This window comes from Stenotrophomonas sp. STEN225 (assembly GCF_056756445.1).
This window is the reverse complement of record NZ_JBRRBV010000009.1, coordinates 48,526-74,576: the sequence shown is the minus strand read 5'-3', so window position 1 is coordinate 74,576 and position 26,051 is coordinate 48,526. Positions and strand designations below refer to the sequence as shown.

Here is a 26,051-nt window from a genome sequence, read left to right as displayed (position 1 = left end):
TTGATACCCCCATAGGGTATACGATCCACCCATGGCACATGTACACAGAAATCGAAAACAGCTGCTGACCCGGGTGCGCCGCATTGGCGGCCAGGTGGCGGCATTGGAGCAGGCGCTGGACAGGCCCGAGGGTGAAGCGGGCGACTGTGCGGACGTGCTGGTGCAGGTTGCGGCGGTGCGTGGTGCGGCCCACAGCCTGTTGATGGAGTTGCTGCACGAGCACCTGCAGGAGCATGTGGTCGGGGCTGAAGACCCGCAGCAGCGGGCGGCGGAGGCCGAGGTGCTGGTCGAACTGTTGCGGCGTTACGGGAAGTAACGCCGAGGGGGCCGTCGGCGATGCTCAGCAGTGGCGGTGCCGGCGCCGCGCGTTCCAGACGTGGGTGGCGGCCAGCAGCAGGCTGCCGGTGACGGTCAGCGGCGTTTCCCAGGCATGCGAAGGCAGCTCGAGCGCGCCGGCCAGCAGCAGGCCCAGGCCGAGACCGGCCGCAGTCCAGGCCATGACGGGCAGGCGATGGCGGCGGTCGGCCCGCCACAGGGCGTAGCCGGTGAGCGGCAGGGCGATCGCCACGAACAGCAGATGCACCCATTCGGCCTGGGCCCAGGCGCCGAACAGTGGCAACGCGGCGGCAAGCAGGGGCAGCGCCAGGCAGTGCAGCAGGCACAGGCTCGACAGGGCGAGGGCTCCGGCATCGAGCAGTGCGGGGGAAGGGGACTTCATGGGGAGGTTCCTTGCGTAACAATTGTTATACAGTAACATTTCTTTCCCGCAGCCAGAACGCTCCGACATGAACACTGTTTCCCGCGCCGACCGCCGCCTGCCCGTCACCGTGCTGTCCGGCTTTCTGGGGGCCGGCAAGACCACCCTGCTCAACCACATCCTGCGCAACCGCGAGGGCCTGCGCGTGGCGGTCATCGTCAACGACATGAGCGAGGTCAACATCGATGCGCAGCTGGTGCGCGACGGTGGCGCCGAACTGCGCCGCACCGAAGAGACGCTGGTGGAATTCAGCAACGGCTGCATCTGCTGCACGCTGCGCGAGGACCTGCTGCAGGAAGTGCGGCGGCTGGCTGACAGCGGCCGCTACGACTACCTGCTGATCGAATCCACCGGTATCGGCGAACCGATGCCGGTGGCCGCGACCTTCGCGGTGCGCGATGAGCAGGGCTTCAGCCTGAGCGACATCGCCCGGCTGGACACGATGGTCACCGTGGTCGACGGCAGTGCCTTCCTGGCCGACTTCGGATCGACCCTGCGCCTGGCCGAGCGTGGCCAGCAGGCGGGACCGGACGACGACCGCGGGGTAGTCGACCTGCTCTGCGAGCAGGTCGAGTTCGCTGACGTGATCGTGGTCAGCAAGATCGACCAGGTGGAGGAGGAAGTGCTGCAGGAGACGCTGGCCGTGCTGCGCGGCCTCAACCGCGATGCGAAGCTGCTGCTGTCCAGCTTCGGTGATGTACCGCTGACGGAACTGCTCGATACCGGCCGCTTCGACTTCGAGCGGGCGCAGCGCGCACCGGGCTGGGTGAAGGAGCTGCGTGGCGAGCACACGCCGGAAAGCGAAGCGTACGGCATTGCCAGTTTCGTCTACCGTTCACGGCGGCCGTTCCATCCGGCCCGTTTCGCGCGCGCGTTGCGCAGTGGCATGCCCGGCGTGATCCGCAGCAAGGGCTGGTTCTGGCTGGCCAACCGCATGGACTGGGTGGGCGAGTTGAACGCGGTTGGCGCGGCAACGCGCACGCAGGCCGCAGGCTTCTGGTACGCCGCGCGTGATCGCGTACGTGCAGGCCTGGAAGACACCACGCCGCTGCTGCCGCCGACGCCCCTGCCGTACAGCGATGTGGGCTGGGCGCGCCAGCAGGCCAACTGCTGGAGCGCTCCGCTGCCGGGCGTGGAGGACTTCCCGGATCGCGACGCGCATGCCGCGATGGCGCGGCTGTGGCACCCGCTATGGGGGGACCGTCGGCAGGAGCTGGTGGTGATCGGCGTGCACATGGACGAGCGCGCGGTGCGCGCGGAACTGGACGCGTGCCTGCTGGATGACCAGGAGCTCCGCGCCGGCCCGCTGCTGTGGCAGCAGCTGCCTCAGTCGTTCCCAGTGTGGAAGCGCTGACGGGAGGGGTTCAAGGGCGTGGGTCGTGCCATTGCCAACCGTCTGCCGTCACCTGCAGCACCTGCGTGGGCCGCAAGGCCTGCAGCAGGTGACGGTCGTGGCTGACCATCATCAATCCGCCCGGCCATGCATCCAGCAGCTGTTCCAGCGCCTGCAGTGCCCCCAGGTCCAGGGCATTGCCGGGCTCGTCGAGCAGCAGCAGCTGGGGTGCCGGGTCGGCATGCAGCACGCTGGCCAGTGCGCCCTTCACCCGTTCGCCGTCGCTGAGGCTGCTGGCGGGACGCTGGATGCGCTGCGCATCCAGCCCCAGCAACGCCAGGCGCGTGCGCAGCTCGCCAGGATCGGCGGCGGGGTTGGCGGCCTGCACGCTGTCCAGAATGCTGCGCGTACCGCACAACCCCAGCAGCTGCTGGTCCAGCAGGGCCAGCGGCGCCAGGCGCTGCACGGCGCCACTGCGCGCGGGCAGGTGATCGGCCAGCACACGCAGCAGGGTCGATTTGCCACTGCCGTTATCGCCGATCACGGCGATGCGTTGCCGGCGACGGATCTCCAGCTGCAACGGCAGGCTGCAACCGTACGGCAGTACGAGATCAGTCGCCTGCAGCAGGCGCGTACTGCCACGTTCGCCCTCGCCTGCAAACAGGGCCAGCTCGGGTGTGGCCTGCACGGCCGATGAAGCGGCGCGCAACTGCGCGGCACTGGCCTGCAGGCGCTCGTTCTGGATCTGCTGCGCACGCCCGTGGCTGGCTTCTGCGCGCTGCTTCTGCCGGCCGAGCAGGATCGGTGCCTGGTTGGCCTGCTTCGCCTCGCGCGTGCCGCGTGCCTGCCGCTGCTGTTGGCGTTCGTGCTGCTCGCGCGCGCTGCGCTGCTGCCGCCGGTGCTGCGCACGTGCGTGGTCAAGCTGTGCGTCCGCTGCGTCCCGCTCGGCGGCGCGTGCCTCGGCATAGTGCTGCCAGGGGCCGCCGTAGCGACGCAGGCCGTGCGCGTCCAGCTCGACGATCTGCTGCATGTGCGATAGCAGTTCGCGGTCGTGGCTGATCACCAGCAGACCGCCGGTCCACTGCTGCAGCTGCGCGTAGAGCTGCTGCCGATGGCGGGCGTCGAGGTGATTGCTGGGCTCGTCCAGAATCAGCCAGTCGGCGCCACTGGCCCAGGCGCCGGACAGCGCCACCTGCATCGCCTGGCCACCGCTGAGGCGGGCCGCCGGCTGCGCAGGATCGAGATCGTCCGGTAGCTGTTGCGCCTGCCAGTGCTGTGCCAGCCGCTCGCGCAGATCCCAATGCTCGCCGATGCAGGCGAAGTCGGCCTCGTCGATGCTGCCGGCTTCAATCCGCGCCAGCGCCGCCAGCTGCGGGCCGACGCCGGCCAGCTCGCCGACGCTGCCACGGGGTGGGTGGCCGGGCGTGGGCAGCAGGAACACGTTGCCGCTGCGGTGCACGTCGCCGCTGTCCGGCGTGATCTGCCCCGCCAGCAGGCGCGCCAGCACGCTCTTGCCGGCACCGTTGGCGCCGACCAGGCCGGTGGCGACCGGTTCAAAGGAAAACGACAGGTCTGAAAACAGCGACCGGCCATCGGCCAGTCGATACGACACGCGATCGAGCGTGAGGAAATGTGCGGTCATGCGACCTCCATGGATGCCGTGTTCTCCCCTGCGCGCAGGGGCGGGAAGCGTCGGGCCGTCTAGTTCGAAGACGGCGGCATCAATGGCGCATCGGTCGCGAGCCTCAAGGAGGAATGAGCGGCCAGTATAGCGCCGGCGGCTGAACGATCGCGCTGCGGCGTGGCTACGGCACGGTGTCCAGGCGCGCGCCGACGAAGTCGATGAACACGCGCAGCTTCGGCAGTACGTGGCGCCCCGAGGGCCACAACAGGTGGAAGGTGCCGCAGGAGTGCACGTACTCGTCCAGCACCGTCACCAGGCGCCCGTCGGCCAGCGTATCGCGCACTGAATGCACGGGTACGAAGGCCAGGCCGACATCGCGCAGGGCCAGGGCCACGCGGGCTTCGATGGTGTTGGCGACCATGTGCACGGGCAGTTCCTGCACGGGTTCGCCTTCGGGCCAGTGGATCGGCCATGGCTCCAGCTTGCCGCTGCTGGGGAAGCGGTAGTGCAGCAGCGTGTGCTGCAGCAGGTCGGCCGGGGTGCGGGGCGTGCCACGCCGCTGCAGATAGGCAGGCGAAGCAACGACACGCCGGGGAAACACCCCCATCCGACGCGCGTTCATGCGCGAATCGCTGGGCTCACCCACGCGCAGCACTGCGTCGAAGCCTTCTTCGATCACGTCCACCAGGCGGTCACTGAAGTCCAGGTCGAGGCGGATGTCCGGATACGCCGCCATGAATTCGGCCATCAGCGGCAGGGTGAGGTCGCCGACCAGCGGCAGGCTGATGCGCAGGGTGCCACTGGGCGTGGCATGCGGTTGCGCCAGTTCGGTACGCGCGGCATCGCGCTCGTCGAGGATGCGCCGGCAACGGGCCAGGAACAGCTGGCCCTCTGCGGTGAGGGTGATGCTGCGCGTACTGCGGTGGAACAGGCGTACGCCCAGGGCCTGTTCCAGCCGCGCCACGCATTTGCCCGCCGCGGAGGCGGAAATGCCCTGCAGGCGGCCGGTTTCGACGAAGCTGCGGGTGTCGGCTGCATGCACGAAGGTCTGCAGGTTGGCGAGATTGTCGAGAACGGACATGGGCGTGGCAGGCAGGGGAGCGGCATGATGGCCGTCCGGTTCCGGGCATCATGCCCATTGCGGACTCCCCGGTCCATGATGCGCGGAGCGGCAACCGGCTTTTTGCCGGCGTCCAGGCTGCCTAAGGTGGCGGCCTCTCCTCCCACGGACTGCCGCCATGAATGCCGCTCTTTCCCCAGTGACTGAACCCGCCCTGCCGTCGGTGCAGCGCCTGCTGCAGCAGGTGCACCCTCATCGGCTGGTCGGTGCGGTCGTGCAGGTGCGTGTGCACGGGGTGCTGCGCCACGCCAGCGCCACCGGCCTGGCCGACCGTGAACGCGGCGAACCGATGCGCCGTGACCATCTGTTCCGCCTGGCATCGGTGAGCAAGCCTCTGCTGACGGTGGTGATCCTGCGCCTGGTCGCCGAGGGCGTGCTTGATCTGGATGCGCCCGTGCAGCGCTGGCTGCCCGATTTCCGGCCGGCGCTCGCCGACGGCAGCACCCCGGCCATCAGCCTGCGCCAGCTGCTCAGTCACAGCAGCGGCCTGGGCTACCGCTTCCTGGAAGCCGATGCGCACGGCCCCTACGCGCGGGCCGGCGTCAGTGATGGCATGGATGCCAATCCGCTGTCGCTGGCCGACAACGTGCGGCGTATCGCACAGGTGCCCCTGCTGTTCCCGCCGGGCAGCCAGTGGATGTATTCGCTGGGCGTGGACGTGGCCGGGGCGGTGGCCGAAGCCGCAACGGGCGAGACCCTGCAGGTGCTGTTCGAGCGCCTGCTGGCGACGCCGCTCGGCCTGCGCGACACCGCCTTCGCAACCAGCGACGCGAGCCGCTTGGCCACGCCCTATGTCAGCGACGACCCGCTGCCACACCGCCTGCGCGAGGGCGAGGTCGTGCCGGTGTTCCCGGAAACGGTCGGTATCGAGTACAGCCTGGCCCGGGCCACCGATGCCAGCCGCTATCCATCGGCCGGCGCGGGCCTGGTCGGCACGGCCGACGACCTGATGACCGTGCTCGAGGCGCTGCGCGACGGGCAGGCGCCTGCGCTGCTGCCGGCCCCGCTGCTGGCGCAGATGGGCACGCCGCAGGTGGGTGAGGCGGGGCCGCCGGAGCCGGCAGGCTGGGGCTTCGGCCTGGGATTTGCCGTGCTGCGCGATGCGGTTGCCGGCGCAACGCCGCAGGCGCCAAGCAGCTGGCGCTGGGGCGGTGCCTACGGCCACAGCTGGTTCGTCGACCCGGCACGGGGCCTGAGCGTGGTGGCGCTGACCAATACGCTGTACGAGGGCATGGACGGTGCATTCGTGGATGAACTGCGCGATGCGATCTACGCCGATCTGGAGGCTGCACGATGAGTGGCCACGCGATCGATGCGGCCGCACCCGCGGGTGCGGCCTCGCGCCTGCCCTGGGCCGGCCTGCTGGCGCTGGCCGGCGGTGCCTTCATCACCCTGCTGACGGAAACACTGCCGGCCGGGGTGCTGCGTCCGATGGGCGCCAGCCTGGGTGTGAGCGATGCGGCGGTGGGTCAGCTGGTCAGCGTATACGCGCTGGGTTCGGTACTGGCGGCGCTGCCGATGACCGCGCTGACCCAGCGTTTGCCGCGTCGTCCCCTGTTGCTGGCCGCGATCGCCGGCTTCGTGCTGGTCAATACGCTGACCGCGTTGAGCAGCAGCTACGCGCTGATTCTGGCGGCGCGCTTCCTGGCCGGCGTCAGTGGCGGCCTGCTGTGGTCGCTGGTGGCAGGTTACGCCGCGCGCATGGTGGTGCCTGAGCTGCAGGGACGCGCCATCGCGGTGGCGATGATCGGATCGCCGTTGGCCCTGTCACTGGGCGTGCCAGCCGGTACCCTGCTGGGCCAGCAGATCGGTTGGCGCTGGGCGTTCGCCCTGATGAGCGTGCTGGCGGTGCTGCTGCTGGTCTATGCGCGCTGGGCCTTGCCGGCCCTGCCCGCAGCCGGCTCCGGACGGCGTGTGTCGCTGGCTGCGGTATGGCGCATGCCGGGCGTGCGCAGCACCTTGCTGGTGATGGCGCTGTACGTACTCGCGCACAACGTGCTGTACACCTACATCGAGCCTCTGGCCTTGCAGGCCGGTGCGGGGGCCTGGCTGGACCGCCTGCTGCTGGCGTTCGGCATGGCGGCCCTTGTCGGTATCGCGATCGCTGGCTGGGGTGTGGACCGCCACCTGCATGCGCTGGTCTGGAGCACGGTGCTGGGCTTCATCGCCGCCGTCATGGCGCTGCTGTTGTGGCCGGTGAGCGCGACCGCACTGCTGCTGGCGACGATCGTGTGGGGTATGGCGTTCGGTGCGGTGCCGACCCTGTTCCAGACGGCACTGGCGCGGCGCGCCGGCGCGGCGGCCGACCTTGCGCAGTCGATGCTGGTGACCGGCTGGAACCTGGCCATTGCGGCCGGCGGCGTGGCCGGTGGCCTGGTGCTGCAGTCCGGCGACGCGCGCCATCTGGGCTGGCTGCCGCTGCTGTTGCTGGCGGCAAGTGCGGTGTGGCTGATCGCACGCCCGAAGGCCTGGGCGTAACGCTTACGGCAGTGGCTCCTGTTCGATCGGTACGCTGCGCGGGTTCTGCATCTGTTCGCGCGCTGCGCCGTAGCGCTGCTGCCGCTTGTGGTGGAACGCCACGAATTCGTCACGTGGCAGCGGCCGGGAGAACAGCCAGCCCTGCCCGAACTGCACCTTCTGACCGTGCAGATAGGCCAGCTGCGCTTCTGTCTCCACGCCTTCGGCCACGACCCACAGGCCCAGCTCGCGCGCCATGCCGATGATGTGCGGGGTGACCGGGCTGGTGGCACTGTCGGTGCCGATCGCATCGACGAAGGACTTGTCGATCTTCAGCGCATCCAGTGGCAGCTGTGCCAGGTACTGCAGGCTGGAATAGCCCACGCCGAAATCGTCGATGGCGACGCTGTGCCCGGCGCGGCGTGCCGCGGCCAGCATCGTGCGGGCGCGGTCCAGGTCGAGGAAGCCGCGCTCGGTGGCCTCCATCCAGATCTGCTGCGGCAGGATGCCGCTGCCGGTCATGTGCTTGGCGATCATCTTCAACGCGCGGCCGCTGCTGATGTCTTCGGCCGCAAGGTTGATCGCCACGTGCGCGCTGCGATCGCCGACCAGCAGTTCGCGCAGGTCGCGCACCACGTTCTCGATCACCAGATCGGTGACATCGCCGATCATGCCGGCCTCTTCGGCCAGCGGAATGAACAGGTCCGGACGCACCTGGGTGCCGTCCGGACGCTGCCAGCGCACCAGCGCTTCGGCGCCCACGCAGATGCCGGTGTCCAGTTCGATGATCGGCTGGTAATGCAGGTACAGCTCGCGACGGCGGATGGCGGTGGCCAGTTCACCCCGCAGCGACAGCCGGCGGCGCGACAACCAGATCACCAGGCCGGCACCGGCGGCGGCCAGCAGCACGCCCAGCGGCACGAACAGCCACGCCTGCTGGCGGAAGCTGGCGGTGAGCGCGGTCCGCGGGGTGGTGGCGATGGCCAGCCATTCTTCATTGCGAGCGGTGGCGTACAGCGTGTTCTGGTCCAGACCAATGCCGGGATCGCGCAGCAGGGTCTGCAGCAGCGCCGGATCCATGTCGTTCTGCCGGGCCAGCAGGCGGCCGTCGGGGCTGGCCAGGGCCAGCCGCACGTTCGGATCAACGATGACATCGACGAAGCGGCGGGGATCGACCAGTACGTCGTAGGAGCCATACAGGATCGACAGCACCTTGCGGCGGCCGCTGGTCTCGGGACGCACATCGACCGCGATGCCGGCGCCGTCGCTGGTGACGTGGTCCGGCCTGGGCTGGTTCACGTCGGACAGGAACGGCCCCCATGAGGTGCACCGCAGTTTGCCGCCTTCGAAATAGCCCAGCTGATCGGCCGAAGGGGTGGTCATCACCAGCGTCTGCATGCGCCGGATGTGCTCCGGGCTGCAGGCGGGGAGTGCGGTGGCCTCGGCTGATTTCAGTGCGGCCAGTGCTTCCTGGTAGGACAGGTCCGCGCGCCGCAGGGTGCGCTCGGCGATGTCGTGCAGGCGCTGCTGCTCCACGCTCACGGCGCGGTCCCACGTGGCGTAGGCCATGACGGCGATGGGAATGGCCGCCGCCAGCAGCGCCAGCGCGGTTCCCCCGATGATGATCCGCAGTCGGCTCACGTCCGGGGCTCCAGCAAGGCAGGCAGGGCAGGGCGCATGGTCGGGCCGATCCTTGGGCAGATGCGGCTATCTGAGCATGCCGCCGCGCCGGGCGGAATGGGACGAATCAGGTATTCGGTCACATTGTGGTGAAAGCGGCCAACTTTGCCGGATTCAGCCCGTCCCCAGCTGGCGCAACCGGCCCGGGAGGACTACCGTCGGACGCTTCGCCCGCCGATTCCGCGCCATGACCGACCCTGCCCAGCCCCCCGAGCATCTGCGCCGCAGCCTGTCCAACCGCCACCTTCAGCTGATTGCCATCGGCGGTGCCATCGGCACCGGTCTGTTCATGGGATCGGGCAAGACCATCAGCCTGGCCGGCCCGTCCATCGTGTTCGTCTACCTGATCATCGGCGCGATGCTGTTCTTCGTCATGCGCGCGATGGGGGAACTGCTGCTGTCCAACCTGCAGTACAAATCCTTCATCGATTTTTCCACCGATCTGCTCGGGCCCTGGGCCGGCTTCTTCTGTGGATGGACCTACTGGTTCTGCTGGATCGTCACCGCCATCGCCGATGTCATCGCCATCGCTGCGTACGCACAGTTCTGGTTCCCCGGACTGGATGCGTGGATTCCGGCACTGATGTGCGTGCTGTTGCTGCTGGGGCTGAATCTGGTGACAGTGAAGCTGTTCGGTGAGATGGAGTTCTGGTTCGCGCTGATCAAGATCGTGGCGATCTGCGCGCTGATCATCACCGGCGCCGGCCTGGTGGCGTGGGGCTTCACCTCGCCCAGCGGGCACACCGCCTCGCTGGCCAACCTGTGGAACGACGGTGGCATGTTCCCGATGGGACTGGTCGGCTTCTTCGCCGGTTTCCAGATCGCGGTGTTCGCCTTCGTCGGCATCGAGCTGGTGGGAACCACCGCCGCTGAAACCGCCGACCCGGAGCGCAACCTGCCCAAGGCGATCAACTCGATCCCGGTGCGCATCATCATCTTCTACGTGCTTGCGCTGGTGGCGATCATGGCAGTGACGCCGTGGCGGCAGGTGGTGCCGGACAAGAGCCCGTTCGTGCAGCTGTTCGTATTGGCCGGGATCCCTGCCGCCGCCAGCCTGATCAATTTCGTGGTGCTGACCTCGGCAACGTCCTCGGCCAACAGCGGCATCTTCTCCACCAGCCGCATGCTGTATGGCCTGGCGGAAGAAGGCCACGCGCCGCGCGGCCTGTCGAAACTGTCGCGCGCGGCGGTGCCGGCCCGCGGGCTGCTGTTCTCCTGCCTGTGCCTGCTGGGCGGCACGCTGCTGATCTACCTGATTCCGAATCTGGTGACCGCCTTCACCCTGGTGACGACGCTGGCGACGGTGCTCTTCATCTTCGTCTGGTCGCTGATCCTGGTGGCCTACATGGTCTACCGCCGCCGTTACCCGCAGCGCCACGAGGCCTCGATCTTCAAGATGCCCGGTGGCGTGGCGATGTGCTGGGCGTGCCTGGTGTTCTTCGCGGGCGTGCTGGTCCTGTTGAGCCTGCAGGCCGATACCCGCCAGGCCCTGATCGCGAGCCCGGCGTGGTTCGTGCTGCTGGGCGTGGGCTACGCGCTGCGCAGCCGGATGGCCCGCTAGGGGCGCGGCCGCCACCGCATTCACCCATCGTTAGCGGGGGCGGCCGGATGATCCGGCCGCCATGACCCGCCGCCCCGTCCTCGCTGCGCTGATGCTGCTGCCCCTCCTGTGGGCCGGGACGGCGGCTGCGCGCACGGTGTACCGCTGCGTGCAGGGCAACACCGTCAGCCTGGCCACCGCGCCGGAACCCGGTTCGCGCTGCACCGCGCGAGATATCGACGACAACGCCATCCAGACCCCGAACCTGTGGGGCAACATGGGGGTGTTCAGCGGCGTGCTGTACGAACGTGAGCAGGACGGCCGGCTGGTCTATTCCACCCGCAATCTGCCGGGCTCGCGGGTGTTCCTGAAATTCACCGTGGCCACGCCGCCGGGCGAGCCTGCGCATGAGGGCCTGGGCCGGGTCGGCAAGCCGCAGCTGGCACCGCACGCGCGGCAGTTCAGGGCGGCAGCGAAGGCGACCGGTGTTGATGATGCCTGGCTGCGTGCCATCGCCCACGCAGAAAGCAACTTCGACGCGCTGGCGGTGTCCAGCAAGGGCGCCCAGGGCGTGATGCAGCTGATGCCCGAGACCGCACTGGAGTACGGGGTGAGCGACCCGTTCTCGCCACAGCAGTCAATCGACGGTGGCGCGCGCTACATGCGCGCGCTGCTGCGCCGCTACAACGGCGACCGCACGCTTGCCGCGGCCGCGTACAACGCTGGCATCGGCGCGGTGACCCGCTACAAGGGCGTACCGCCCTACGCGGAAACGCTGGCCTACGTGGACAAGGTGATGGCGTTGTACACGCGCTATCGCGAGGCGATGGGCATCCGCATCGAGGTGCCGGCAAAGTAGCCACTCGTCGGACGGTGATTGTGGTCGCCCCTCGGCCGCGGCAGGATGGCGCTGCACGGGTGGGCGGGGGAGCGCCGGCCCGGGCGTCGAGGGACAATCCGGCCTGCAGCATCGAATCCACAGGGGGATGTGCATGAAGCCTATCAGGAGCGTGGTCGCGGCATTGCTGTTCGCGATCGCATGCAATGGCTGTGCCAGCAAGAACGTGTTGTATCGCGATGCCGAACGACGACAGGACGCAACCGCGCTGTTCCTGGACCGTGAGGGCAGTCTCTACCCCGCAGCCAGCGTGGCGGTGCCGGTGCAGAAGATGCTGGAAGGGGCACGCCCGTCGTCGGCGGAGTTCGCGACGCTCCGGCATCTCTACCAGCAGTCGGCGGTGCCAGGTGCTGCCTCGGCAGCGGCGTGGCGCAGCCTGCTTGCCGATACCGGGGTGACGCCCGACGCCGCCTTCACTGACACCTGGCAGCAGATCCAGCAGGTGCTGCGTGCGCGCGCCTCGCAGCAGCTGGATCGTGCGGCGGAGGACGGCCGTGTGGTGGTGCTGCTGGTGCACGGCTACAACAACGACTACCGCGAGGCGGCCGCCTGGTACGAACGGGTGGAGCGTGATTTCCGCGAGCGCGGGGCGGCCAGCGGGCAGACGTTGTCATTCGTGCGCGTGTACTGGGATGGCATGCATGGCAACGCGTTCCTGATCTGGGGCGCCGCCCAGCTCAACGGGCCCTACGTGGGGCTGGAGCTGCGCAGGGTGCTGGCGGGTGTGGACAACAGGGACATGCCGTTGCGGGTGTTCACCCACAGCTCGGGTGCGTACGTGATGAACAACGCATTGGGCAACGGCTCTTCGCCGCTGCGCGGCATGCAGGACGCCTACTACCGTCGCGCTGCCGGTCTGGATGGCTATGGATTCCCGACGCTGCGCAACCTGCGCATGGCGATGCTGGTACCGGCGCAGCCGCCGACGGCGATGGCCAACTACCATCATCCGCGCCTGGAGCAGACCTTCGGCACGATCCCCGACCGGTTGATCCTGGGCCTGAGCCGGCACGATTTCGCCACCGGCAAGGGCCGCCGGCTGGGGTCGTGCAGGATGGCGGGCAACACCTGCATGGCCACCCACATCCGCTATTCCTGCGCAGCGGTACGGCGCGACCTGCGCAGCAGCGAATCGCACGGGCGAAAGCAGGTGTGGGCCGTCGCGTTTCCGCAGCCCGCGCTGAAATCGCATCCACATCCGGTAGCGTCCTACATGCAGGATGGCGACTGGAAGCTGTTCGCCGACGCGCTGCTGCTCGACACCGCGCTGGAGCCGGCCAACCAGGCTGCGCTGTGCGAGCGGAGGGTAGGGCCGCTGAAGCACAGCGATGCCTGGCCTGACGAAATCAAAGTGCGCGCTGCAACAGCACCCGAGCGTGCGGCTGAGGCCGATGCGGGTTGGCATTGGTGGAACTACTGGCTAAGTTCGTCGCTCCCCGTTGAATGATGGAACACGATGGCGCGGCGATACTGGATGGCGGCGGTTGCGGTGGCAACCGCCGGTGCATTGGCGGCGACCTTCTGGCTGCCGGACGAACCCCACCCCGAGACACCTGCGGTACCGGCGCCGACGCCGCTGGCATGGACCGCGCAGATCGAACTGCTGGCCGGTGATGGCCATCCGGGTGATCGGGATGGGGCCTCCGCGCAGGCGCGCTTCGCCGATCCCTACGCGCTGCTGCGGCTGGCCGATGGCAGCGTCTACTTCACCGATGGCGGCGACAACAACCGCATCCGCCGCCGCCTGCCCGATGGCCGCGTCGAGACCGTGGCCGGGCAGGGCGAAGGTCGCGTCGATGGCCCGGCACTGCAGGCACGCTTCCACACGCCGTCCGGCATCGCCGCCGATGCACAGGGCAATCTGTACGTGGCCGACACCGGCAACCATGCGATCCGCCGCATTGGCGTCGATGGCCAGGTGACCACGGTGGCCGGCGGCGAGCAGGGATACGCCGACGGTCCCGGCGCGCAGGCACGTTTCGATGCACCGATGGGTATTGCGGTGGATGCGCAGGGGCAGATCTACGTGGCCGATACCTGGAACGACCGGATCCGGGTGATCGGCACCGACGGCAGTGTGCGCACCCTCGCCGGGGGCGATCGGCCTGGTTTCATCGACGCGGCAGGAGGCGAGGCGCGGTTCGATACACCGGTGGCGTTGGCCTTCGACGCGCACGGAGCCCTGCTGGTGGCGGATCTGTTCAACAACGCGGTGCGTCGTGTGGGTGCCGATGGCACGGTCAGCACGTGGGTCGGCAGTGGCGGGGTCATCAACGGGCCGCTGTCGCTGGCCGCGACCCATGATGGCGTGCTGTATGTGGGCGACCTCGAGGGACGCGTGGTGCAGGTCACCGCACAGGGCCACCAGATCGCACTGGTCGGTAATGACCGACTGCCGCGGCTGGCGCGCCCCAGCGGCCTGGCGCTGGATGCGGACGGCAGCCTGCTGGTGGCCGACGCGGCCGGATACCGGCTGCATCGGCTGCGGCCGCTGCCGGTGGGCGAGCTTCCGGCCCCTGCGCTGGTTGGACCCGCCGCTGATGCAGCGCTGCCGGACACGGCCGGGCGCTGGCCGCTGGCACCGCAGGAGGGCTGGCACGAAGTGGTCGGCACGCTGGGTGAGGTGCGGGGCAATTTCAGGGGTGAGAGCCGGCACCATCTGCACGGCGGCTTCGATGTGCGCGGCGATGTCGGCCAGACCGTGCTGGCCATTGCCGAGGGCAAGATCAGCAGCCCGGTGGCCAGCTGGAGCCTGGGCGGGCAGGGCGAAGGGCTGGCGGTGGACCGGCTGAAGTACATCCACATGCGGGTGGGCCGCACGCCGCGCGGGGAACCGTTCGACGCGCGCTGGCAGGCGCTGTATGACGACCAGGGCGCGCTGGAACGCATCCGCGTGCGCCGGGGCACGCGCATCCACGTGGGCGATCGCCTGGGCAGCATCAACAGCCAGGCGCACGTGCATCTGGCGGTGGGCACCAGCGGCTTTGAAACCAACGCGGTCGCACTGGGGTTCCGCAACTTCGCCGATCACTTCGCGCCGCGCATCACCGATGTGGCGCTGCTGGACGCCAACGACCAACTGATGACGGCGGGGAGCGACGGCAGCGTGATGGTCGCGCGGCAGGGACGGGGCGTGCAGATCGTGGTCGAGGCCTGGGACCAGGTCGACAACAACCTGGCCCGGCGCAGGCTGGGCGCGTACCAGGTGGGCTACCAGATCCTGGATGCGGCCGGTCGGCCGCTGCAGGGCTACGAGCAGCCGCGCTGGAACATCGTGTTCAACCGCATGCCGCCGCAGAATGCCGCCGTAAAGGTTGCCTACGCACCGGACAGCGGCATCACGGTGCACGGCAGCGCCGTCACCCGTTTCCGCTACCTGGTCACCAACACCGTGCGCGATGGCCTGATGGAGACCGGCCGCTGGCAGCCGGCAGCCCTGCCGCCGGGGGACTACATCGTGCGTGCCAGCGTGCGCGACTACAGCGGCAACGAGGGTATCGGCAAGCGCGAGGTCAGAGTACGGCTGCTGCCATAGCGGGCGGGGCGCCGCAGCGCTCGCGCTCGGCGTCCATGTCCTCCAGCGGGCGCACTTCGATGCTGCCGAACCGTGCCCACGGGAACTCGCGCGCGATGCGCATCGCCTCGTCACGGTCGCGCGCGACAATGAGATTGAAGCCGGCCAGCAGTTCGCGGGTTTCGGCGAACGGGCCATCCAGCACCCGGCTGTGGCCATCGCGGACGCGCAGGGTCTGCGCGGTATCCACCGGCTGAAGTTTCTGCGCCAGCAGCAGCGTGCCTTCGGCCTGCAGCCTGTCGGCGTGGGCCAAGCAGTCGCGCATCAAGGTGTTGAACGCCTCGGTCGGCAGGGCCTGCAGCAAGGCAGGTTCGATGTAGATCAGAAGCAGGTACTGCTGCATGGCGCGATCCTGGCGGGGCGGGGCGGACCTGCATGATCGCGCAGGTTTGCGCCGGGGCATGTTGCAGCGCGGGAGACCGGTGCCCGATGCCCCCCCCAAAAAAAAACTTTCAGAATTTGTCGATTCCCCGTCCCCTCGTTCGTTGTAACAGTGAAGGGCGCGCACCTGCGCCCCACGGGAGACCCACATGAAAGTCATGGTGATCGTCAAAGCCAACGCCGATTCCGAAGCCGGACGCCTGCCCAGCGAGCAGGAGCTGACGGCCATGGGCGCCTACAACGAACAGCTGGTTGCCGCCGGCATCATGCTGGCCGGTGAAGGCCTGCATGCCACCGCGCGTGGCCGCCGCATTCACTTCGGCGGCGCTGGACCGCAGGTCGAGAGCGGCCCGTTCGCGCCCGTCGCCGACCAGATCGCAGGCTTCTGGCTGTGGAATGTCCGCTCGCTCGACGAGGCTGTGGAATGGGCCAGCCGCGCCCCCTTTGGCAGTGGTGGCACGCTCGAGGTGCGCCCGCTGATCTCCGCCGAAGACTTCGGCGAAGCCTTCACCCCCGAATTACAGCAGCAGGAACAGCGTCTGCGCGAGCTGCTCGAAGGCTGAGCCCCACCGCGCCGCGAACACTCGACATCTTCAACCGAACGGAGCACCCCGATGAAACTGATTCCCTTCCTTGGCTTCAGCGGCCAGGCCCACGAGGCGATGGCCTTTTACGCCAAGGCCCTGGGTGGCCAGGTCACCTCGGAAATGAAGTACCGCGACATGCCCCCCTCCGACGGCTCGCCGGGGTGCAACGAGATGCCGGCCGACACCCTTGACCACGTGGCCCACAGCCAGCTGGAAATCGGCAGTGCCATCCTGATGGCCGCCGACGGCCCCGGTGCCGGCGAAGGCGGCTCGACCACCATCAATGTCGATGTCGACAGCATCGAGGAGGCCGAGCGCGTGTTCGCCGCGCTGGCCGATGGGGGCCAGGTGCAGATGCCGATCGCCGAGACGTTCTGGGCGCACCGCTGGGGCATGTTGACCGATCGCTACGGCAAGCCGTGGATGGTCAACTGCATGAAGCAGCCCTGATCGCCCGCCTTCTTTCCATTTCCCAGGGAACCTGAGCAATGAGCACACCGCAACCGCAGATGATCTTCGTCAACCTGCCCGTGCAGGATCTGGACAAGTCCAAGGCCTTTTTCGCCGCACTGGGCTACCGCTTCAACCCGGCGTTCACCGATGAGAACGCGGCCTGCATGGTGGTCAGCGACAGCATCTTCGTGATGCTGCTGGTCAAGCCGTTCTTCCAGCAGTTCACCACCAAGGCGATTGCCGACGCGCAGGCGCAGACCGAGGTGATCACCTGCCTGTCCGCCGACAGTCGCAACGCGGTGGACGTGATGGTGGACAAGGCGCTTGCCGCCGGTGCCAGTGAACCGCAGCCGGCGCGCGACGAGGGTTTCATGTACCAGCGTGGCTTCCAGGACCTGGACGGACATCTCTGGGAAATCGTCCACATGGACGGCGAGCCGGGCTGAGCGGCCACGCCCGACGACAGGAGAACGCTCATGGCTTACGTCGATGCCTATGTGCTGCCGTGCCCCGAGGACAAGGTCGCGGCCTATCGCCGTCTTGCCCGCAAGGCCGGTGCGGTGTGGAAGGATCACGGTGCGCTTCAGTACATGGAATGCGTGGCCGACGACGTGGAACCCGGCACCTCGACCTCGTTCCCGCGTGCGGTGAAGGCCAAGCCGGGCGAGACCGTGATCGTGGCTTTCGTGGTGTTCCGATCGCGTGCTGCACGTGACCGCATCAACGCGAAGGTGATGGCCGATCCGCGCCTGGCCGGCATCGGCCCGAAGGACATGCCGTTCGATACCCGGCGGATGTTCTGGGGTGGCTTCAGGCCCATTGTCGAAGCGTGACTGCCGGTGCTTGTGCGGCGGGAGCGTGCATGCTGTGATCGGCGCATGCACGAGCCCGCCCTGACCCAGCGCCTGGAGACTCTCTGGCGGATGGAATCGCCAGTGTTGATCGCGCGCCTGGCGCGACTGCTCGGCGGTGATGTCGGCCGTGCCGAGGAACTGGCCCAGGACACCTGGCTGGCCGCGCTGGAGCGTTGGCCGGAGCAGGGCATCCCGGACAATCCTGGAGCCTGGCTGATGACCACTGCGCGCAACCGGGCCATCGATGTACTGCGCCAGCACCAGCGGGTGGCGCAGCAGCATGCGCAGTGGGGCGAGGCACTGCATCCGGCCGCGCTGCCGGCACCGGACGACAGCACCGCGCTGGAAGACGATCTTGGCGACGATCTGCTGCGCCTGATGTTCGTGGCGTGCCATCCGGTACTGCCCGCGGACGCGCGCGTGGCGCTGACCCTGCGCCTGCTCGGCGGGCTGACCACGAGCGAGATCGCGCGCGCGTTCCTGCAGCCGGAACCGACCATCGCCCAGCGCGTGGTGCGCGCCAAGCGCACGCTCGCGCAGAAGCAGGTGCCCTATGAAGTGCCGCGTGCCGAAGCGTTGCCCGCGCGCCTGGCCTCCGTGCTGGAAGCGATCTACCTGGTGTTCAACGAAGGCTACGCCGCCAGTGCCGGCGATGACTGGATGCGACCAGCGCTGTGCGAGGAGGCGCTTCGCCTGGCGCGCATTCTCGCCCACCGCATGCCGGCCGCCGCCGTGCTGGGACTGCTGGCACTGATGGAACTGCATGCGTCGCGCGCCGCGGCGCGGGTGGATGCGCAGGGCCGGCCGGTGCTGCTGGACCAGCAGAACCGCGCACGCTGGGACTGGCTGCAGATCGAACGCGGGCGGCAGGCGCTGGCGCGCGCGCTGTCGGCCGGCGGTAGCGACGATCCTTACGTGCTGCAGGCCTGCATTGCCGAGTGCCATGCAACGGCGCGCCAGGCCGACCAGACCGATTGGGCGCGCATCGCCGGGCTGTATTCGCGGCTGCTGCAGATCCAGCCTTCGCCTGTGGTGGCGTTGAACCGGGTGGTGGCCATCCTGCGCAGTGAGGGCGCGTTCGCTGCCTGGGCGCATCTGCAGCCGCTGCTCTTCGATGACCGTCTGCGTGACTACGCACCGTTGCAGGTCGTCCGTGGCGAAGTGCTGCAGCACCTGGGTCGGGTCGAAGACGCCCGGCAGGCGTTCCAGGCCGCTGCCGCGCTCACCGACAACGTGCGCGAACGCGATCACCTGCTGGCGCGGGCCCATCCGACAGTGCCAAAAGCGCCTTAAATCCCTCGGGCCCCTTTTGTACACTCGGCTGGGATTTCCCTGCTGGAGAGAGCAATGAAGCGAGTAGCACTGGGCGTGCTGGCCCTGTCGGTGTCGGGCGCGCTGATGGCGGCCACGCCGAAATTCGATGGCGCGCGGATTTCCGCCGACGTGAAGGAACTGGCCTCGGACGCCTATGAGGGCCGTTCGCCGGCCACTGCGGGCGAAGCGAAGACCATCGCCTACCTGAGCAAGCAGTTTGCCGACGCCGGCCTGCAGCCGGGTGGCGACCTGAAGGATGGCAAGCGCCTGTGGACCCAGGCCGTGCCGCTGCGCAAGGGCGACATCGTGGGTACGCCGCAGCTGGCCCTGCATCAGGGCGACAGGACCATCGCGCTGGAGCAGGGCAAGCAGATCGCCGTGCGCGCGGCGATGAACGGCGCCAGCACGGTGGACATCAGCAAGGCGCCGCTGGTCTTCCTCGGCTACGGCGTGAAGGCACCGGAGCGCAACTGGGACGACTTCAAGGGCGTGGACCTGAAGGGCAAGATCGCGGTCGTGCTGATCAACGACCCGGACTTCGAGACCGGCAAGGGCGACTTCGACGGCAAGGGCATGACCTGGTACGGCCGCTGGCCCTACAAGTACGAGGAAGGCGCACGCCAGGGCGCGCTGGGCGTGCTGATCGTGCATGAGACCGCACCGGCCTCGTACGGCTGGGCAACGGTCGCCGGCTCCAACACCAACACCATGTTCGATGTGGTGCGCGACAACCCGGCCGACAGTCACCCCCTGCTGGAAGGCTGGATCCAGCGCGACCTGGCCGTGGACCTGTTCCGCGCGGCCGGCCAGGATTTCGAGGCACTGAAGAAAAAGGCGCAGCAGCGCGACTTCACGCCGGTCACGCTGACCGGCGCCAGCCTGGACGCGAAGTATGCGGTGAAGACCGAGGTGATCACCTCGCACAACGTGGCGGCGCGGCTGGAAGGCAGCAGCCACCCGGACGAGACCGTGATCTACAGCGCCCACTGGGACCACATCGGCGTGGGCGAGCCCGATGCCCGCGGCGACCGCATCTTCAACGGTGCGCTGGACAATGCCAGTGGCACCGCTTCGCTGATCGAACTGGCCCGTGGCTTCGCCAAGGGCAAGCAGCCGCAGCGCTCGCTGCTGTTCCTGGCGGTCACCGCCGAAGAAAAGGGCCTGCTGGGTTCGGAGTACTACGCGACCCATCCGTTGTATCCGCTGGAGAAGACCGTGGCGGTGATCAACATGGATGGCATGGCGCCGTTCGGCCCCTCGCGCGACTTCGGCATCTACGGTGCCGCGCGCTTCGAGCTGCTGGACCAGCTGAAAGAGGTGGCCAAGGGCTGGGACATCCGCTATACGCCCGATCCGAAGCCGGAAGCGGGCCTGTTCTTCCGCTCTGACCATTTCCCGTTCGCCAAGCGCGGCGTGCCGGCGCTGTCCTGGTCGGCCGGACAGGACTGGGTGGACGGGGGCGTGGCTGCTGGCAGGAAGGCCTCGGAGGACTACACCGCCAAGCGCTACCACCAGCAGGGCGACGAGTGGCAGCCGGACTGGGTGTTCGCCGGCGCCGCCCGCGACCTGGAGGTGCTTTACACCCTGGGCAACCAGCTGGCGAACTCGCGCAGCTGGCCGAACTGGAGCAAGGACGAGTCGTTCCGCGCCGTGCGTGACGAAAGCGCGGGGCAGCGGAAGTAAGGGAAGGCGGGGCGCTGCCCCGCCCCCCCCGGTAGCGCCGGGCCACGCCCGGCGTTTCCGTGAGGGGTTCCATCGCGGCTTTCCCGCACTTCGTCGCAGGCCGCTTGTCTGCCCGGCAGGCCGCCCTATGCTCGGCTTACCCCTTTCACCAAGGCGCCGCCGTGTTCGCCAGCCTCACTCTCATTTTCCGTCATCTGTTGGCCTGGGCCGCGGCGCTGGTCGTGGCCGGCATGGTCTGGAGCGGTATCTTCAGCGGCATGAACGATGGCCCGGGCTGGATCTTCGGCCTGCTGGCGATGTTCCTGATGATTACCGCGCTGGGCAGTGCGATCAGCCATGTGCGCCGGGTCTGGCTGGTGGCCGGGCGCCTGGACGCGAGCACGCTGTCCGGGCGCCAGCGTCGGCAGGTGGAACTGCCGATGGATGCCGGCCAGGCCTTTGCCGTGGTCGAGGCGGCCGTGGCCGAGCTGCCCCGGGTGGAGGACGTGGAAAGCGCGGCCGGCAGCCTGCAGGTGCGCGCCTACGTGCGCCGCGTCGACCCCTGGAACGGCCGCCAGCCCTCGCGCTGGAACCTGCCCGCGCGGCTGGCGATCAAGCGCAACGGCGTGCTGGCCACGGTCACGCCCGGGCAGGGCACCAGTACCGTCACCCTGCTGTTCGAGCCCGATGCGGGCTGGTGGGCCGATCTGCTGGCGCTGGACGAAGGCAGCAACTACGAGAATGCCGAAGCGGTCACCCGTGCGATCAGCCGTCGGGTGGCCGACCAGCGCCGCACCGAGCAGGCCGCCGCGGAGCAGACCCAGGTGGAAAAGGAGCTGTCGGTGGCGCGCCTGAACCTGCTGCACGCGCAGGTCGAGCCGCACTTCCTGTACAACACGCTGGCCAATGCCCAGGTGCTGACCCGTACCGATCCGGCGCGGGCCGAGCAGATGCTGGGACACCTGATCCAATACCTGCGCAGTTCGTTGCCACAGGTGGACGAATCGATGTCGACCCTCGGCGTGGAGCTGGAGCGTACCCGCGCGTACCTGGAGATCCTGCGGATCCGCATGGGCGCAAGGCTCGCGGTGGAGGTGCAGGTGCCGCCGGAACTGCATGCGGTGAAGCTGCCGGCGATGGCGCTGCAGACGCTGGTCGAGAACGCGATCAAGCACGGCCTGGAGCCCAAGCCCGGAGGTGGAACGATCTGGATCCTGGCGCGCGGCTTCGACGACCACGTGACGGTGACCGTGGCCGATGATGGGCTCGGCTTCAGCCAAGGCACCACCAGTGGCACCGGCATCGGCCTGAAGAACCTGCGCGAGCGGCTGCGCCTGACCTGCGGCGAGCAGTCCGGCGTAGCGATCGTCGCCAATTTCCCCAGCGGCGTTGCTGCGACCATGACATTGCCGCCATCCAGCAAGGAGCGCAGCCATGCCGCTTGAAGCCCTGATTGCCGAGGACGAGGAACTGCTGCGGCAGTCGCTGGTGGACCAGCTGCGCCGGCTGTGGCCGGAGCTGAAGCTGGTGGCCGAGTGCGAAGACGGCGCCAGTGCACTGGAGCAGCTGGCCGAGAAGCAGCCGGACATCGCTTTCCTCGACATCCGCATGCCGGGCATCACCGGCATCGAGGTCGCGCGTGCACTGTCCGAGCTCAGCCCGCGCACGCAGGTGGTGTTCGTCACTGCCTACGACCAGTACGCCATCGATGCCTTCGAACAGGGTGCGATGGATTACCTGCTCAAGCCGGTCAGCGATGAGCGCCTGCTGGCCACGCGCGAGCGCATCCTCGCGCGGTTGCCCTCCACGCGCCACGATGATGCGGTGCTGGAACGCCTGCTCCAGCGTCTGGGACCGGGACAGAACGGTGACCGCCCGCCGCTGGCGTGGATCACCGCCAGCAATGGCCGCGAGACCCAGCTGATCATGCTGGAGGACGTGGTCTACTTCCGCGCGGACAACAAGTACACCACCGTGATCACCGCCGCCGGCGAGAGCCTGCTGCGCACCCCGCTGCGCGAACTGCTGGAAGTGCTCGATCCGCAGCACTTCCGCCAGATCCACCGCTCGACCATCGTCAACATGAAATCGGTCGCTGCGGTCAGCCGCGACGATACCGGGCGCGGTGTGCTGCGCCTGCGCCAGCGGCCGGAAACGCTGGTGGTCAGCCAGCCCTTCATGAGCCTGTTCCGCGGCATGTAGCCGCGACGTTGCATCTGCCCCGAGGAATGACCATGCCCCGTCTGCTGCTTGTGTGTGCTGTGCTGCTGGCACTGGCCGGCTGCGAAAAATCCAGTAATTCCTCGATTACCCGCGCGCGCGCCAACGGCGTGGACACGCTGTACAGCAAGGGCACCGTCGTCGATGGTCAGGCGCGGTTCCAATGCATCGCCAGCAGCAGTGGCAGGTGCCACTATCTCGTGCTGGATCCGGCCTGCAGCACCGAGGCCACCTGCGCCACGCCGCCCCTGCGGCGTTTTTCGGTGGCCGTAGGCCAAACCGAAACCATGCGAGGCCTGCCCGAGGGCTTCCACCAATGCGTCAGCCAGGACCCGATAGAACAATGCCACCGTGAGTGATCACGGTGGCATTGTGGACCCCCCCGTTTTCCGCAAGGGTCAGTAGGCAGGCTGCAGCGTCAGTTCGTGATGGTGTTCGGTTTCGCCTACATGGTTCAGCCGCCCGACCAGTTCGGAGTGCTGCTTCATCCGTCCGATCTCGGTCATGATGCGGATGTCCTCATGGCGCAGCTCGCGCCTGGCGGTGACCGCCTGCTTGTAGTCCAGCACTTCCGGGTAGTGCTCGGCCAGGTCCAGCGCCTCGGCCACATGCTCGACGCTGTCGGCCTTGGAACTGATGCGGGCCCGGCTGTTGAAGGCTTTCATCCAGCGCTCGAAGCCGGCCTGCTGGTCGAACATGTTGGCCATGAACCAGATCACGAACAGGATCGAGACCCATGAGCCGAACACGATCACCACGCGGGTGAAGGTGATATGGAAGTCGTCACGCCACAGGTAGTTGGCGATCAGGCCCAGAATCACCAGCGACGCCGCCTGCCAGCCGATGATGGAGGCGATCAGCCACTGGCACTTGGCCTGGGCCAGCACCGCCACTTCATCGCGGATCTGCTGCTCGCTGAGATTGCGCCAGTGCGCGACCTGTTTGTCGAACGGGCTGCTGTAGAGCTCGTTGTCGCGAAGCAGAATTCCCAAACCCTTGAACAAAGCAATCATGGCTGGCTCCTTGTGGAACGTGCGTCGATCAGCGTTGGACGGTGTGGCGGGTTCAGTTCTAGCACTTCCAGCGAGCGGTGCAATGGGCGGAACGCCAAGCGGCGTAAGGGTCTTGTCCGGCCGGGTGAAGTTTTGTGCGATGCAGCACAGTGCCCGCACCCTGCGACAGGATGTCGCAGGGTGAAACGTGCTGCGGGCGCACATGAAACCGGGGATGAGCAGGGATCCCGGCAATCGGCCTCGTCTTCGGCCTGAATCGGCACCGACCGCGCAGCCTGCCAGGCCCGGTGCGGATGAAAACGGGCGCCTCGCGGCGCCCGTTTCCCTCATCTCACCAGACTTTGACCCGCTTGTCGGGGGCCAGGTACAGCTTCTGGCCCTCCTTCACCTCGAACGCCGGGTACCAGGCGTCGATGTTGCGCACGGTGAGCGCGCGGAACTGGCCCGGCGCGTGCACGTCGGTCAGCAGCGAATTGCGCAGCGCCTGCTCGCGGCTCTTGCTGCGCCATGCCTGGGCGAAGCCGAGGAAGAAGCGCTGGTCCGGGGTGAAGCCTTCCAGGGTCTGGCCCGGCTTGCCCTGCAGCGACAGCTGGTAGGCGTCGTACGCCGTTCCCAGACCGGCGACGTCGGCGATGTTCTCGCCCAGCGTCAGCTTGCCGTTGACGTGCACGCCGGGGAACGGCTCGTAACTGCTGAACTGGGCCGCGAGCGCGTCGCCGGCGGCGTTGAACTGCTTCAGGTCCTCGGCGGTCCACCAGTTGTGCAGCTTGCCGGTCTCGTCGAACAGCGCGCCGGCATTGTCGAACCCGTGGCTGATCTCATGGCCGATCACCGCACCGATCGCACCGTAGTTCACCGCATCATCGGCGGCTCCATCGAAGAACGGCGGCTGCAGGATCGCGGCCGGGAACACCAGGCGGTTCTCCAGCGGCACGTTCATCGCGTTGATGGTCTGCGGCAGCATCGCCCACTCACCGTGGTCGACCGGCTTGCCCAGCTTGGCGATGTTGCGCTGGTACTCGAACAGCTCGGCGCGCTGTGCATTGCCCAGCGGGTCGTCGCGGCGGATTTCCAGACCGCTGTAATCGCGCCATTTTTCCGGATACCCCATGCCCACGGTCAGGCCGGCCACCTTTGCCTTGGCGCTGGCCTTGGTCTGCGGCGACATCCACGACAGCGCGTCGATGCGCCTGGCGAACGCGGCGATGATGTTCTTCGCCATTTCGTCCGCGCGCTCCTTGGTCCTGGCGTCGAAGTGCTTCTCGACATAGCGCTTGCCGATGGCCTCACCGACGGCGTGGTTGGCATCATCCACCGCGCGCTTCCAGCGATCGCTCTGCTGCGGCGTGCCGCTCAGCGCGGTGCCGTGGAAGGCGAAGCGGGCATCGGCGAACTTCTTCGGCAGGTACGCCGCGGCGCGATCCAGCGCATGGAAGGCCAGGTAATCCTTCCAGACCTCCAGCGGCTCGGTGGCCACCAGCCTGGACAGGCCGGCCACCGCCCTGGGCTGCCAGACGATGAAGTCCTGCTGCTTGCCCAGTGCCGCGGCATCGAGGAAGGCGGTCCAGTCCATGCCCGGGGCCTTGGCGTTGAAGTCAGCCTGGGTCCAGGGGTTGGCACCCTTGGTCACGTCGTTGGTTTCTTCCTGGGTGGCGTGCGCCTGCGCGATCTTCGTTTCCAGCGCAACGATGCGCTGCGCCTTGCCGGCCGGGTCGGCGCTGCCGGCCAGCTGCAGGAGCTGCGCGATATAGGCCTGGTACTGCTTGCGCAGTTCGGCCATGCGGCCGTCGCCCAGATAGAAGTCGCGGTCGGGCATGCCAAGTCCGCCCTGCACCAGATACGGCGCGGTGCGGTCCGGCTGCAGCAGATCGACCGAGACCCACAGGCCGAACAGGCGGTCGGTGTAGAAGTTGGTGGCATTGAGCAGGTCGACATCGGCGCGCATGTCGCCGCCCAGCGCGCGGGCCAGGCCGGCCTTGTCAGTGATCGCATCGATCGCCTTCAGCTGCGGCTGCACCGGCGCGATACCGCGCTGCTCGATGCCGGCCTCATCCATGAAGGCGGCGTAGTAATCGCCGATCAGCTTGTCCTCGCCGCTGGCCTGGGCATTGCCGGCAGCGCCTTCGAGGATGGCGCGGGTGTCGGCCTGGGTCTTCTCCGCGATGACGTTGAAGCTGCCGAAGCGCGAGCGGTCGGCGGGGATCTGGGTGTTCTTCACCCAGGTGCCATTGGCGAAGCCGAAGAAATCGTCGCCGGCGGCGATGCTGCGATCCATGCCGCTGGCATCGAAGCCGAAGCTGCCCAGCATCGGCTTGGCGGCTGCGGGGGCGGATGCGGCCGGCGCGGCGGTACTGGCCGCCGGATCGGCGGCGCGGTCGCAGGCGGCCAGGGACAGGCTGGCAGCAATGGCCAGTGCCAGGGTGGGACGGCGCAGCTTGGACATGGACTTCTCTTGCGGCGGGAAAACGCCAAGTCTAATCCGCTCCGATGCGATGGGTCGCACCGTTGTGGCGCAAGGCTGTGCACGATCTGGCTGAACGCGGTGCGGCGATCTTCACGCCGTCACCGCCGTGGTGCATGCTGC

The 26,051-nt window shown here is 68.1% G+C and carries 24 protein-coding genes; 17 read left to right on the top strand and 7 right to left on the bottom strand.

Features of this window, described 5'->3' with window-relative positions; translation table 11 throughout:
- Window positions 1–31: 31 nt before the first annotated feature.
- On the top strand, window positions 32–316 hold the full coding sequence (locus tag ACVOJ1_RS10995) for a metal-sensing transcriptional repressor (protein ID WP_049417302.1): 285 nt from the start codon (window positions 32–34) through the stop codon (window positions 314–316).
- A 24-nt stretch (window positions 317–340) separates the two neighbouring features.
- Here the strand turns inward: ACVOJ1_RS10995 and ACVOJ1_RS10990 are convergent, their stop codons facing one another.
- Complete coding sequence (locus ACVOJ1_RS10990) at window positions 341–718, bottom strand: MerC domain-containing protein (RefSeq protein WP_053518817.1); 378 nt, start codon at window positions 716–718, stop codon at window positions 341–343.
- A gap of 67 nt (window positions 719–785) precedes the next feature.
- Here ACVOJ1_RS10990 and ACVOJ1_RS10985 point away from each other — a divergent pair, with 67 nt between their 5' ends.
- On the top strand, window positions 786–2,111 hold the full coding sequence (locus tag ACVOJ1_RS10985; RefSeq protein WP_346480415.1) for a GTP-binding protein: 1,326 nt from the start codon (window positions 786–788) through the stop codon (window positions 2,109–2,111).
- A 10-nt stretch (window positions 2,112–2,121) separates the two neighbouring features.
- Here the strand turns inward: ACVOJ1_RS10985 and ACVOJ1_RS10980 are convergent, their stop codons facing one another.
- Window positions 2,122–3,732, bottom strand: a complete 1,611-nt coding sequence (locus tag ACVOJ1_RS10980) for an ATP-binding cassette domain-containing protein (protein WP_346480414.1) — start codon at window positions 3,730–3,732, stop codon at window positions 2,122–2,124.
- A gap of 163 nt (window positions 3,733–3,895) precedes the next feature.
- Window positions 3,896–4,795, bottom strand: a complete 900-nt coding sequence (locus tag ACVOJ1_RS10975) for a LysR family transcriptional regulator (RefSeq protein WP_053518823.1) — start codon at window positions 4,793–4,795, stop codon at window positions 3,896–3,898.
- Window positions 4,796–4,952: 157 nt separating this feature from the next.
- Here ACVOJ1_RS10975 and ACVOJ1_RS10970 point away from each other — a divergent pair, with 157 nt between their 5' ends.
- Together ACVOJ1_RS10970 and ACVOJ1_RS10965 are read left to right on the top strand one after the other, a co-directional pair.
- On the top strand, window positions 4,953–6,131 hold the full coding sequence (locus ACVOJ1_RS10970; RefSeq protein ID WP_346480413.1) for a serine hydrolase domain-containing protein: 1,179 nt from the start codon (window positions 4,953–4,955) through the stop codon (window positions 6,129–6,131).
- A complete protein-coding gene (locus tag ACVOJ1_RS10965; RefSeq protein ID WP_128988049.1) occupies window positions 6,128–7,312 on the top strand; it encodes an MFS transporter in 1,185 nt (394 codons plus the stop codon). Before ACVOJ1_RS10970 ends, ACVOJ1_RS10965 begins: the two co-directional genes overlap by 4 nt.
- Before the next feature lie 3 nt (window positions 7,313–7,315).
- On the opposite strand, the gene ACVOJ1_RS10960 is transcribed toward ACVOJ1_RS10965, so the two are convergent.
- Complete coding sequence (locus tag ACVOJ1_RS10960) at window positions 7,316–8,932, bottom strand: EAL domain-containing protein (protein WP_262100737.1); 1,617 nt, start codon at window positions 8,930–8,932, stop codon at window positions 7,316–7,318.
- Between the two features lie 226 nt (window positions 8,933–9,158).
- Here ACVOJ1_RS10960 and cycA point away from each other — a divergent pair, with 226 nt between their 5' ends.
- The 4 genes from cycA (at window position 9,159) to ACVOJ1_RS10940 (ending at window position 14,944) form a co-directional block, all read left to right on the top strand.
- Window positions 9,159–10,532, top strand: a complete 1,374-nt coding sequence (gene cycA / locus ACVOJ1_RS10955) for a D-serine/D-alanine/glycine transporter (protein ID WP_180875803.1) — start codon at window positions 9,159–9,161, stop codon at window positions 10,530–10,532.
- Between the two features lie 61 nt (window positions 10,533–10,593).
- Window positions 10,594–11,370: a transglycosylase SLT domain-containing protein gene (locus tag ACVOJ1_RS10950; RefSeq protein WP_197571260.1), complete on the top strand. Its 777-nt coding sequence runs from the start codon at window positions 10,594–10,596 to the stop codon at window positions 11,368–11,370.
- A 133-nt stretch (window positions 11,371–11,503) separates the two neighbouring features.
- On the top strand, window positions 11,504–12,856 hold the full coding sequence (locus ACVOJ1_RS10945) for a hypothetical protein (RefSeq protein ID WP_346480412.1): 1,353 nt from the start codon (window positions 11,504–11,506) through the stop codon (window positions 12,854–12,856).
- A 9-nt stretch (window positions 12,857–12,865) separates the two neighbouring features.
- A complete protein-coding gene (locus ACVOJ1_RS10940) occupies window positions 12,866–14,944 on the top strand; it encodes a gluconolaconase (RefSeq protein WP_346480411.1) in 2,079 nt (692 codons plus the stop codon).
- Here ACVOJ1_RS10940 and ACVOJ1_RS10935 read toward each other — a convergent pair.
- A complete protein-coding gene (locus ACVOJ1_RS10935) occupies window positions 14,922–15,326 on the bottom strand; it encodes a YciI family protein (protein ID WP_065175397.1) in 405 nt (134 codons plus the stop codon). The genes ACVOJ1_RS10940 and ACVOJ1_RS10935 overlap by 23 nt on opposite strands.
- Before the next feature lie 187 nt (window positions 15,327–15,513).
- Between ACVOJ1_RS10935 and ACVOJ1_RS10930 the strand changes: the two genes are divergently transcribed.
- The 9 genes from ACVOJ1_RS10930 to ACVOJ1_RS10890 all read left to right on the top strand — a co-directional run bounded on the left by ACVOJ1_RS10930 (window position 15,514) and on the right by ACVOJ1_RS10890 (window position 22,813).
- Entirely contained in the window at window positions 15,514–15,927 is a 414-nt protein-coding gene (locus ACVOJ1_RS10930; protein WP_346480410.1) for a YciI family protein, read from the top strand.
- A 51-nt stretch (window positions 15,928–15,978) separates the two neighbouring features.
- Window positions 15,979–16,401, top strand: coding sequence for a VOC family protein (locus ACVOJ1_RS10925; protein ID WP_065182537.1), 423 nt, complete (start codon window positions 15,979–15,981; stop codon window positions 16,399–16,401).
- 38 nt (window positions 16,402–16,439) lie between these two features.
- Window positions 16,440–16,850, top strand: coding sequence for a VOC family protein (locus tag ACVOJ1_RS10920; protein ID WP_263177196.1), 411 nt, complete (start codon window positions 16,440–16,442; stop codon window positions 16,848–16,850).
- Between the two features lie 30 nt (window positions 16,851–16,880).
- A complete protein-coding gene (locus tag ACVOJ1_RS10915) occupies window positions 16,881–17,237 on the top strand; it encodes a DUF1428 domain-containing protein (protein WP_053518847.1) in 357 nt (118 codons plus the stop codon).
- A 45-nt stretch (window positions 17,238–17,282) separates the two neighbouring features.
- A complete protein-coding gene (locus tag ACVOJ1_RS10910; RefSeq protein WP_346480409.1) occupies window positions 17,283–18,551 on the top strand; it encodes an RNA polymerase sigma factor in 1,269 nt (422 codons plus the stop codon).
- Window positions 18,552–18,605: 54 nt separating this feature from the next.
- Window positions 18,606–20,255: a M28 family metallopeptidase gene (locus ACVOJ1_RS10905; RefSeq protein WP_053518851.1), complete on the top strand. Its 1,650-nt coding sequence runs from the start codon at window positions 18,606–18,608 to the stop codon at window positions 20,253–20,255.
- 161 nt (window positions 20,256–20,416) lie between these two features.
- The gene (locus tag ACVOJ1_RS10900; protein WP_053518853.1) at window positions 20,417–21,679 is read left to right on the top strand and encodes a sensor histidine kinase; all 1,263 of its coding nucleotides are present in this window, start codon (window positions 20,417–20,419) and stop codon (window positions 21,677–21,679) included.
- A complete protein-coding gene (locus tag ACVOJ1_RS10895; RefSeq protein ID WP_053518856.1) occupies window positions 21,669–22,436 on the top strand; it encodes a LytR/AlgR family response regulator transcription factor in 768 nt (255 codons plus the stop codon). Before ACVOJ1_RS10900 ends, ACVOJ1_RS10895 begins: the two co-directional genes overlap by 11 nt.
- A gap of 32 nt (window positions 22,437–22,468) precedes the next feature.
- A complete protein-coding gene (locus ACVOJ1_RS10890; RefSeq protein WP_053518860.1) occupies window positions 22,469–22,813 on the top strand; it encodes a hypothetical protein in 345 nt (114 codons plus the stop codon).
- A gap of 39 nt (window positions 22,814–22,852) precedes the next feature.
- On the opposite strand, the gene ACVOJ1_RS10885 is transcribed toward ACVOJ1_RS10890, so the two are convergent.
- Complete coding sequence (locus ACVOJ1_RS10885) at window positions 22,853–23,467, bottom strand: hypothetical protein (protein WP_053518857.1); 615 nt, start codon at window positions 23,465–23,467, stop codon at window positions 22,853–22,855.
- 331 nt (window positions 23,468–23,798) lie between these two features.
- Window positions 23,799–25,910 carry a M13 family metallopeptidase gene (locus ACVOJ1_RS10880; protein WP_065175391.1) on the bottom strand — a complete coding sequence of 704 codons (2,112 nt, stop codon included), beginning with the start codon at window positions 25,908–25,910 and terminating at the stop codon, window positions 23,799–23,801.
- Window positions 25,911–26,051: the final 141 nt, after the last annotated feature.

What these genes read in the sequence shown, in the direction of transcription:
- ACVOJ1_RS10935 (WP_065175397.1), bottom strand. Translation starts at nt 15,326, where the DNA reads ATGCAGCAGTACCTGCTTCTGATCTACATCGAACCTGCCTTGCTGCAG.
- ACVOJ1_RS10945 (WP_346480412.1), top strand. Translation starts at nt 11,504, where the DNA reads ATGAAGCCTATCAGGAGCGTGGTCGCGGCATTGCTGTTCGCGATCGCA.
- ACVOJ1_RS10915 (WP_053518847.1), top strand. Translation starts at nt 16,881, where the DNA reads ATGGCTTACGTCGATGCCTATGTGCTGCCGTGCCCCGAGGACAAGGTC.
- ACVOJ1_RS10995 (WP_049417302.1), top strand. Translation starts at nt 32, where the DNA reads ATGGCACATGTACACAGAAATCGAAAACAGCTGCTGACCCGGGTGCGC.
- ACVOJ1_RS10970 (WP_346480413.1), top strand. Translation starts at nt 4,953, where the DNA reads ATGAATGCCGCTCTTTCCCCAGTGACTGAACCCGCCCTGCCGTCGGTG.
- ACVOJ1_RS10910 (WP_346480409.1), top strand. Translation starts at nt 17,283, where the DNA reads ATGCACGAGCCCGCCCTGACCCAGCGCCTGGAGACTCTCTGGCGGATG.
- ACVOJ1_RS10940 (WP_346480411.1), top strand. Translation starts at nt 12,866, where the DNA reads ATGGCGCGGCGATACTGGATGGCGGCGGTTGCGGTGGCAACCGCCGGT.
- ACVOJ1_RS10930 (WP_346480410.1), top strand. Translation starts at nt 15,514, where the DNA reads ATGAAAGTCATGGTGATCGTCAAAGCCAACGCCGATTCCGAAGCCGGA.
- cycA (WP_180875803.1), top strand. Translation starts at nt 9,159, where the DNA reads ATGACCGACCCTGCCCAGCCCCCCGAGCATCTGCGCCGCAGCCTGTCC.
- ACVOJ1_RS10985 (WP_346480415.1), top strand. Translation starts at nt 786, where the DNA reads ATGAACACTGTTTCCCGCGCCGACCGCCGCCTGCCCGTCACCGTGCTG.
- ACVOJ1_RS10975 (WP_053518823.1), bottom strand. Translation starts at nt 4,795, where the DNA reads ATGTCCGTTCTCGACAATCTCGCCAACCTGCAGACCTTCGTGCATGCA.
- ACVOJ1_RS10895 (WP_053518856.1), top strand. Translation starts at nt 21,669, where the DNA reads ATGCCGCTTGAAGCCCTGATTGCCGAGGACGAGGAACTGCTGCGGCAG.
- ACVOJ1_RS10980 (WP_346480414.1), bottom strand. Translation starts at nt 3,732, where the DNA reads ATGACCGCACATTTCCTCACGCTCGATCGCGTGTCGTATCGACTGGCC.
- ACVOJ1_RS10950 (WP_197571260.1), top strand. Translation starts at nt 10,594, where the DNA reads ATGACCCGCCGCCCCGTCCTCGCTGCGCTGATGCTGCTGCCCCTCCTG.
- ACVOJ1_RS10890 (WP_053518860.1), top strand. Translation starts at nt 22,469, where the DNA reads ATGCCCCGTCTGCTGCTTGTGTGTGCTGTGCTGCTGGCACTGGCCGGC.
- ACVOJ1_RS10925 (WP_065182537.1), top strand. Translation starts at nt 15,979, where the DNA reads ATGAAACTGATTCCCTTCCTTGGCTTCAGCGGCCAGGCCCACGAGGCG.
- ACVOJ1_RS10920 (WP_263177196.1), top strand. Translation starts at nt 16,440, where the DNA reads ATGAGCACACCGCAACCGCAGATGATCTTCGTCAACCTGCCCGTGCAG.
- ACVOJ1_RS10905 (WP_053518851.1), top strand. Translation starts at nt 18,606, where the DNA reads ATGAAGCGAGTAGCACTGGGCGTGCTGGCCCTGTCGGTGTCGGGCGCG.
- ACVOJ1_RS10880 (WP_065175391.1), bottom strand. Translation starts at nt 25,910, where the DNA reads ATGTCCAAGCTGCGCCGTCCCACCCTGGCACTGGCCATTGCTGCCAGC.
- ACVOJ1_RS10990 (WP_053518817.1), bottom strand. Translation starts at nt 718, where the DNA reads ATGAAGTCCCCTTCCCCCGCACTGCTCGATGCCGGAGCCCTCGCCCTG.
- ACVOJ1_RS10965 (WP_128988049.1), top strand. Translation starts at nt 6,128, where the DNA reads ATGAGTGGCCACGCGATCGATGCGGCCGCACCCGCGGGTGCGGCCTCG.
- ACVOJ1_RS10885 (WP_053518857.1), bottom strand. Translation starts at nt 23,467, where the DNA reads ATGATTGCTTTGTTCAAGGGTTTGGGAATTCTGCTTCGCGACAACGAG.